Genomic DNA, 9,283 nt, shown 5'->3' with positions numbered 1-9,283 from the left:
ATATATACTCTATAATATAATTTCTTTTATTAGATCTAAAGCCACATAAAATATCAAAAAACTAATTTCTTCAATAGTCTTTTTAATTGAAATTCTCCATTCTGGCTGATATCAGATGAAATCAAATACTATTTCCATCTAAATTTTTAGACTAAAAAACACATTTTTTGAAAAAATAGTAAACTACTTTCTCAAAAATGTGTTCGTTTTTTTCATAGTATTATATTGAAGTATCTTCTCTCTTTGATGATTGCTTCCTTGTCGCAGCAACTTCTTTCATATCAATATTCTTAAAATCAATTTCTTTCATGCGACCATGATATGATTGGAAGAATAATATAATCAATATGCTAAATAAAGCAGCAATACCTAAAAGTACGAATAAGTCAGGCCAAGGAGAATTGCCGATCATCAAAGTTTCTCGTAGTGCATCCACAGAATAGGTGATTGGAAGAAACGGATGAATTGCTTGGAAAAATGAATTTGACAATTGAATTGGATACGTTCCAGCAGATCCGCCTAATTGCAGCACTAGGAAGATCATTGTTAGAAAGGCTCCAACTTTCCCAAATGCCAAGTTCAAAAATGTTACTAAACTTATAAAGGCAAACGAAGAGATAATGAGCGTAATTATTGTTAAGAAAGGATTTACAGGACTTAGATTAACAAATAATGTCATAAATGCATCCATGGCTAGTGCCTGTAAGATTGCAAATACACCTACCACTGACATTTTTGCAGCCCACCAGCTAAATCCGGTTTTCGGATACTTTCTAGGTGTATAGGTATCGTACATCAAGTTTAATGCAAGGCAACCTACAAACAATGCAACTGAGAACATATATGGAGCCATTCCAGTTCCATTATTTGGCACAGTATCATTTTCAACATGTTTAGTTGTAACAGGCTTGGCAACTTGATTATATGTCAAGTTAGTTGGATTAATTTTATTGACTTTTTTGCCTGCCGTTCCTAGCTTAGTAGACAAAGTCTCATTACCTGCAAGTACTTTGCTTAAAGCTGTCCCTAATTTACTAGAACCACTACCAAGTTTGCTTGAGCCGCTGCTAATTTTAGTTGCTCCATTAGCAAGTTCAGCTGTTCCACTAGACATCTTTGAACCATTACTGCTTAACTTAGTCAAACCAGTTGTAATTTGTTGACTCCCATCTGCTAACTGTGAAATACCAGAACTTAATGTTGGTACTTTGGTATTTAATGTTCCCAATCCAGTAGCTAGTGTGCTTGCCCCTTCAGTCAAACGTGAGCCACTATTTACAAGTGTACTAGTCCCACTTGCTAATTGGCTGCTTCCGTTTGCTAATGAGTTAATTCCATTAACTAATGTTGGTGCGCTATTATTAAGCTTTATTAAACCATTGTTTAATTGTTTTGTTCCACTGACTAAGTTAGAAGATTGTTTATTTAAAGTAGCTAATCCATTAGTCAAAGTACTTGAGCCACTACTCAACTCTGTGATTCCTGTAGTTACAGTTCCCAAGGAACTAGTAATAGCATTTATTCCTCCATAAATTGTATTAGAATCGGCAGTATCTGTACTTGTACCATAGCTGCTTTGCAGACTCGCAATTCCAGTCTGCAATTTTGCAACAGAACTTTCACTATTATTTGAAAGTGTAGTTAACTGTGTTTGAAGTTGATTTAAAGAAGTTGTTGCCTCTTTAACGCTTACTGAAAAACTATCATTGGGGGCCAATGCGTTTGCTATAGCACTAGTTTGCGTGCTCGTTAAATTTTGGGCTTTGGCAACACTTTGTAATTTGCTATTAAAAGTTGATTCATACTCTGTCATTGTTGCCAATTCAGTAGACAGACTTTTCATTGCCGTTGTTACTTCACTAGTTGAGAAAGTACTTTGGGTACTACTATCAGTTGCATCTTTTAATTGATCCAAGCCTGTTTTAAAACTGTTTAAACCACTTTCCAATTGGTTTAACTTTGTTTTTGTATCATTATCATTAAGTGCTGAATTAATTCTTGAAAGACCACTTGAAATTTTTTCACTACCTGTATAAGCTTTACCAACACCAGTTGTATAGCTTTGCACTCCTGCATTTAATGTGTTAGAACCCTTTGAAAGTTGTGTAACACCTACAGAAAGAGTATTCCCAGCAGTCGCTAATTTTTGAGCACCTGAATTAAGAGAAACTGTTCCAGAGTTAACTTTACTAACTCCTGCGGTATACGTATTCAATCCTTGGCTAAGAGTACTTGAACCAGTAGTCAACTTATTTACACCATCAACAAGACTTGGCAATTGAGTGGTCGCTTTATTCAACCCATTTGTTATTTTCACACTACCAGACTTAAGCTGAGTAACACCATTAATATATTGATTTACTCCTTGTTGCAAACTTTTGGCACCATCACTAAAAGTAAGACTACTCTTAACAAGTGTATTTAAACCACTAGTAATTGTCGCATTTCCACTTTTTATTTTTTTAGTCCCAGTAGCTAATTTAGCATTCCCTTTAGAGGCTGTTGTCATACCTTTCCCAAGCTTTTTAATTTGAGTAAACATTGTTTTGGAATAAGTTCTTGTTACCTCTGTAGATACAGATTGAGCTATATTTCTTGCGGCTGATTGAGAAAGCTTTCCTGCAATAAAACTATGCCCCGAACTTGTTTGATACCTAAGTCGCATTTTTTGGGGCTTGTTCTTTAATAACGTGGTTGCATCTTTCGAGAAGTTTTTAGGAATAGTCAAAATCATGTAATATTTTCCATTCTTTAATCCCTTCTTTGCTGCAGCTTGTGTTGGAAATTGAAAATCCATAGCATTAGATTTTTTTAAATTTTTCTCCAACGATTTCCCAATTGACATTTTTTGACCCTGATAATTAACGGCTTTATCGTTATTTATTATCGCAACGGGTAAGTCTTTAACTTTACCATACGGATCCCACATGGAACTTAAAAAAGTAACCGCGTAAATTGAAGGTATTAGCATAATTGCTACCAATACAACTATCATAAATTTATGCTGTTTTAAGTAAGACCATTCAGCTCTAATCAAAATTACACACTCCCTATATAAAGCATTTTACAAAAATAATGAACACGTTGATTATTTGTTTCGCATATAATATACTAACCACAATCATTTTTGATTACAATATTCAAAAATTGGAAAAGTGTTCATATTCTTTCGAAGGAGTAAAAAATAATGAAAAATACTATTAGAACTTTGGCAACTAAACAAAAAATTAAAAATACTTTTATTAACCTAATTGAATCTTATAGTTTCGATAGATTAACTGTATCCAATATTACCCGTGAAGCTGCAATCAGTCGAGGTACTTTCTATATTCACTATACAGACAAATTTGATTTATTATCTAAGATTGAAAATGAAATTTCTGAAGAATTCAAAAAAATTTTAGAAATCAATTCTAATGACATAATGAAATGGACAGACAAGGACATTAAAGCTGCCAAAAATGAACCCTATCGTATTTTTATACAAACCTTAGATTATTTAGGTACGGAAAAGAAGACTTTAAAAGTACTCTTATCAAAAAAAGGAGATCCTAAATTCGGTTTACGCATAAAGGAGATCCTCTCAGAACAAATATTGAGTACAATGGACAAACGAAATATTAGCTTTTCTGATGAAATTCCAGCTGATTATGCAGAAGAGATCATTATTTCTGGGCTTTTTCATATTTTTCAATATTGGATAGGAAAAAGTAATCCTGAACCTATTTCTGAGCTTATTAAAATAATAAATAAGAGTAGATTTTTAGCCCCTTATAAAATGATAAATTTAAAAGGTAATTAATCTTAAAATACATTCTGTTATGTGTATCATAAAATCTATCAATTGTAATAATTCTTTTAAAGTTATAAAGCATAATTCTCAATTTTTATTGTTAATTTCAATAAATGAGTCATATGGGGTTATTCGATTCATTCAAATTATGCTATTTAACATTCCTTTTTTGTCAGTTATTGATAATTCAAAGCAATCTAACATAATAAAAGTAACGATATTCAATAAAACTTACCAATAAAAAACAGTAAACAAAAGCCATGATATCTTTAATGGACTTCATGGCTTTTATTATTTATTATTAAAGTTTTTCTTTACGTATAACATTTAACCTGTCATTCAAATCATAAACAACTGGTTGCCTGTTACCATATCTGAACGCTCATTCAAGAAGCATTATATTGCTATCCTCAAAATTTGTACGATAAATTATACTCAAACCTTTTGTATTGAACAAAAATATCAGTTAGCTAATACCTGTACTATCCTCTCAATCATAAGGATTATACAGCCTAACGATATTATCAGCATTCCAACACGCCATATATGACGTAGATTTACTATTTTCTTTGTATAGTTTTCATCACTAGATTTTTCTATCTCATATTCAATCTTCTCTTCTATTAAGGATGTTCCTATCACTGCCTCTAACATCAAAAAGAGAAAAGCTATACTTTTTTTAATAGTAAGAAAACAGGCAATAAAAATAATAACTAGCAGAAAAATCTTCAAAATTCTTTTTTTGTTCTTGTTATTCTCTAAAATCCAACTTTTAAAAGATAATAAAGTTATTTTATTTTTTCTTCTAAGAAGTTTAATCCTACATCCTGTTACTAACCATATCATTAATCCCGCATACAGTACAATATAGCCAGCAAATATGGCTATATCTAATTTATTCATATCCTCACCTCATAAATTTATGCATAATGTAGTGTATATTAAAACTTTGATTTCAATACTACTAGATATGGCAGCATACACCTTTATTTTTAAAGATTTAATTAAAGCTGAATTACCAGTTCTCTTTCAATATTCTAATAAGTATAGACTTCATTTGTATTTTCTTCAAGTTGTGACAAATTTTTAATCTTCCGGTAGTAATTTCATCCATTGATATGAGATATCACAGAAAATTAATTGTAGAAATACTGCAGATCAATACTTACGCAAATATTCAAAAATGTAGAGACCTTCAATTTTAAGAACTTCAATAATTTGCTTAATCATCTGTACAAAATGATTTTCTTTTGATTTCCAGTCAATTCTGACACTAAGTACGATCTGTTTTTTTGTTATAATTACTATGCATTTTTATTATACTTTTATTAGGATAATATTTTTGAAAGGGAGTGTGCCATAAGTGAAGTGCCTTACAAAACTTGGTTTCAAATACTATATTAAAAACGACCTGATCCCAGCAAAATACAAGGAATAGGTCGTTACATAGAATCAAATTATACTTTATTTAATTTTTGCTGCATTTCAAACTTTCCAAAGATATTTTTAATCTCTATTATTTTTGTAAACAAAAACTAAATTAAATCAATTTTTAAAATTAGTTTCTACTCTTTTTTATACCAACCATTGCGCCAATACTGCCTAAAAGCGCTAGCAGTACACCCCAAATCGTTATTATACTTTCATTTTTTTCTCCTGTCTGTGGTAATTCATTTCGAGATTTATTATTTGCAACGCCTAGATTTATTTTCTTTGTTCTAGAATTTTGAGTTGTCTTAATCTTATTATTAACTACTTTTGTACTTCCATGCATTTTATCAGTAAAGCTCAAATTATCAAATTCATTTGAATTATTTTTTACATTATTATCATTAACTTCGCTGTTTTCATTAGTACCAGATCCTGAATTGCCAGTAGGTTTTTGGGAATTTTCTGCAATTACAGTTACACTTATCGTTTGTGAGATTGTATTACCCTGACTATCTGTATAACTGTATGTTACCTTGTAACTACCAGCTTTTGTCGTATCGACACTACCACTAACTGTTACATTTTTTAGCGCTACTTGGTTACCTTCAGCATCTGTCGCACTGACAAAGTTATCTGCCGCACTCCAACTTGTCTTTGGTCCCGCTGGTATTGTGCTGTCTTTAGCTTTAATGCTTGACTGACTTGCCACAACTGTAATGATTGCATCTTTAGTCACTGTATTACCCTGACTATCTGTGTAACTATATGTTATCTTGTAACTGCCAGCCTTTGTTGTATCAACACTACCACTAACTGTTACATTTTTTAGCGCTACCTGGTTACCTTCAGCATCTGTTGCACTGACAAAGTTATCTGCCGCACTCCAACTTGTCTTTGGTCCCGCTGGTATCGTGCTGTCTTTTACGTTTAATGCAGTTTGAATTTTTGCATATACATAAACAATGCTTTGATCTTGTGCAGTATATACACTACTATCGTTTTTATTTTCTGTTTCAGTTTTTGCTAAATAATAGCCATCTATTGCAGAAGCAGTAATATCATAGTTATCACCTATTTTTCCAGTGTATTGTTTTGAATCCAACAAGTTATTTCCATCAACATCAACATACTTAACATTGACCTTTGCACTATTATTCCAAATACTTTCGATGGGATTTAAAGACAGGTTCTCGACATTGGCACTTCCACCCTCTGAAAATAGTGCTGTGCCAATTGTATTTTGATTACCAATATTTTCTGGACGCATAAAGAAGTTCTGAGTAATTGATTTTTCTCCATCATTTGCGAATGCCTCAATACTTGTTTCATCAACATAAACTGTTAACGTGATGGTACCATTGCTTGTGTCAACGTAAGCATTCATGTTATCTCTTGGAGATCCCATATTTGATTCACCAGTGTTTAACCGTTGCACAAAGAAAAGATGAGTTGTTAAATCATAGCCAACTGTCATATAATATTTTCCATCATCAGATATTCTCAATTTAAAGCCTACTGTTTTAGGTGGATTTTCAGTGTCCCAAGAAAATGTGGCACTGATTTTATAAGTCGTTCCTCCATTAGTCAGCTTTTTTTCTTCACTGTTAAGAGTAGATGAAGCATCACTATTACTAATAACATTAACATTCTCATTATTTTCTATTTCAGATATAACATTATTTTTCAGTAAATATCCATCCGTCGCGTTTGCGTCCTTTACCAAAGTTAATTCTCTTGGAAGTGTCATATTCCCATACCAAGGTGTCGTCTGAGATTCTCCTGTGTATGTCCAATTCGATTCCCAGCCAAGCATAACGGTACGGTTATTACTCATGTTTGCGAAGGTTATTCCTGCATAAAAATCCTCTCCAGAATCAAATGTCATTGGATTTGCCATAGTAGTTGAACTTTCTGGGATCCAATTACCATTGGCATCAACAGTTCCAACATAATACTGCATTCCTGAGCCAGTTGCATGAGCTCCCTTCTGCACACTAACACTGAAAATCCACTTAACTTCATTTGTTCCAGAAACCGTCATTGGGATTAATGCTGGGCATTCCCAAACTCCATCGCCAACATCATTTTGCCGCTGAATGGTAGATACATATTCCCAATCAAGTAAGTTCGTCGACCTATATATCAAAGCTTCCTGACCCGAAACTACCGTCATTAAGTATTGTTTATTTTGAGCATCATATACAACATTCGGATCTCTAAAATTGGCCGAATCTCCACCTTTAGATGCCGTAATTGGGATTATCGCTTGAGGATTAGCTGAATTTCCATCTGGAGAATACTGAATAAATGTTTTACCACCATCTAAGCTATATGCAAGATGCTGTTCTTGAATTTCTGTTAAACCAATCCAAGTTCCCCAGCCGCCATCTTGACCATCATTTTTTCGTGTAGCGATTTGGTAATCTGCAGTATAGAAAGCTAATATCGCTCCCTTTCCTAAACCGCTTACATTGTTAGTATCAACAATAATACTTCCACTGAAAATATCTTTTTCTCCGTTGGAATCTCCCCAATTAGTTGTTGGCGTACCAACATAACGGACTTCGCCATATTGAGCCAAATCTCCCGTGGTATTGGTATAAGTAAAATCTTCCCACGACTGATTGGTTAAAACTGGAATTGCAACATCTTCTTGAGTCCAGTTAATCGTGTCTTTACTTACTGCATGACCCCAAGACATATTCCCCCACTCGTTGCCATCAGGATTATATTGATAATAAAGGTTGTACAAACCCGTGGTACTATCGTAAAATAACCCATTTGGATCATTCATCCAATTCTCAGATGGTGAATAATGAAATTGATTTCTGTATTCCTCATCATACTGTTCATTTGTTGCAATACTATCAGTTCCTGAAGTGCTACTTGTTGTTGCAGCAGCGCTATTTGTTGTCGTTGCATTGCTGGTATCACTCGTTGTTATACTACTGCTTGTTGATATTGCATCGCTGGTATCACTTGTTGTTGTTGTACTACTACTAGTTGATGTTGCATTGCTGGTATCACTTGTTGTTGCTGCACTACTACTTGCTGATGTTGCATTGCTGGTATCACTTGTTGTTGCTGCACTACTACTTGTTGATGTTGCATTGCTGGTATCACTCGTTGTTGTACTACTACTTGTTGATGTTGCATTGCTGGCATCACTTGTTGTTGCTGCACTACTACTTATTGATATTGCATTGCTGGCATCATCAGAACTCGTCTGACTGCTTTCACTTAAGGCAGTTGACACCGTATCGCCTTTAACGACACTGACCCGATAATTAGAGAGAAGTAGTCCCCCACTAATAAAAGCGATGGAGAAGACCCAGTTTTTACCCTGCTTATACATCTTATAATGCTCTTTTTCATTCAACTTTCTATTCATTAGAAATCATTAGTCCCCCTTCTTAATAACTTTTTTACTATATCATTATTACATTTTTGTGTAAACGCTTTCTATAAGCAAAGTAGACCTTTTTTGTGCTTAAAAAAGCTCTCTTGTGCTTAATGACCTACTTATGATGAAAATCAATTCATTTTACTATTTTATTCATCGCTACCCGTCTTATCGGTACATTGCACATTGCATTCTTTGTCTTGAATTCCTTAAACAAGTTATGCACTGAATTCAAAGCTTAGCAGTTGTTATTTCATACTCTAGTTCAATTGTTTCACCACTATCAAATGGATGTGACCAAATATTGATTCAATATGCATATACACACTCGCATCACTAACTTTGATAATCGGTCCTAACCAAATTTGATCGTTATTGGTTAAAGAGGACAGTTCCGTTAATGATGAATTGATGTCCTCTTTACTTATCTTGCTATCGTATCTGTAAAGTCCGACTAAAATTTGGTTTGTAAAATTGATACTATCTTAAATTCAAAAAGTATCCTAGACCTACCTCACTCTGAATCAACTAGAAGTCTTTAGATGTTTTTTCAACTTATACTGCGTAAAAAAGTCATGGGTCCTTTACAGGAATCCATGACTTTTACTATTTTTGAAATTTATAATTCATTCTATGTTATTAATTACAATGCATAT

At 33.3% G+C, this 9,283-nt stretch carries 4 protein-coding genes; 1 reads left to right on the top strand and 3 read right to left on the bottom strand.

Going from position 1 to position 9,283, the window contains the following annotated elements; genetic code table 11:
• Positions 1 to 220: 220 nt before the first annotated feature.
• Entirely contained in the window at positions 221 to 3,037 is a 2,817-nt protein-coding gene (locus tag ABF682_RS10380) for a YhgE/Pip family protein (RefSeq protein ID WP_415619771.1), read from the bottom strand.
• Positions 3,038 to 3,187: 150 nt separating this feature from the next.
• On the opposite strand from ABF682_RS10380, the gene ABF682_RS10375 reads away from it, so the two are divergent.
• Entirely contained in the window at positions 3,188 to 3,802 is a 615-nt protein-coding gene (locus ABF682_RS10375) for a TetR/AcrR family transcriptional regulator (protein ID WP_415619770.1), read from the top strand.
• A gap of 453 nt (positions 3,803 to 4,255) precedes the next feature.
• Here ABF682_RS10375 and ABF682_RS10370 read toward each other — a convergent pair whose 3' ends face one another.
• A complete protein-coding gene (locus ABF682_RS10370) occupies positions 4,256 to 4,696 on the bottom strand; it encodes a hypothetical protein (protein WP_415619769.1) in 441 nt (146 codons plus the stop codon).
• Between the two features lie 655 nt (positions 4,697 to 5,351).
• A complete protein-coding gene (locus tag ABF682_RS10365) occupies positions 5,352 to 8,615 on the bottom strand; it encodes a bacterial Ig-like domain-containing protein (RefSeq protein WP_415619768.1) in 3,264 nt (1,087 codons plus the stop codon).
• Between the last annotated feature and the right edge of the window lie 668 nt (positions 8,616 to 9,283).

The organism is Liquorilactobacillus sp. (genome assembly GCF_047719775.1).
Lineage (GTDB): Bacteria > Bacillota > Bacilli > Lactobacillales > Lactobacillaceae > Liquorilactobacillus.
The sequence above is the reverse complement of the archived record's forward strand: the minus strand, read 5'-3'. Positions and strand labels throughout refer to the sequence as shown.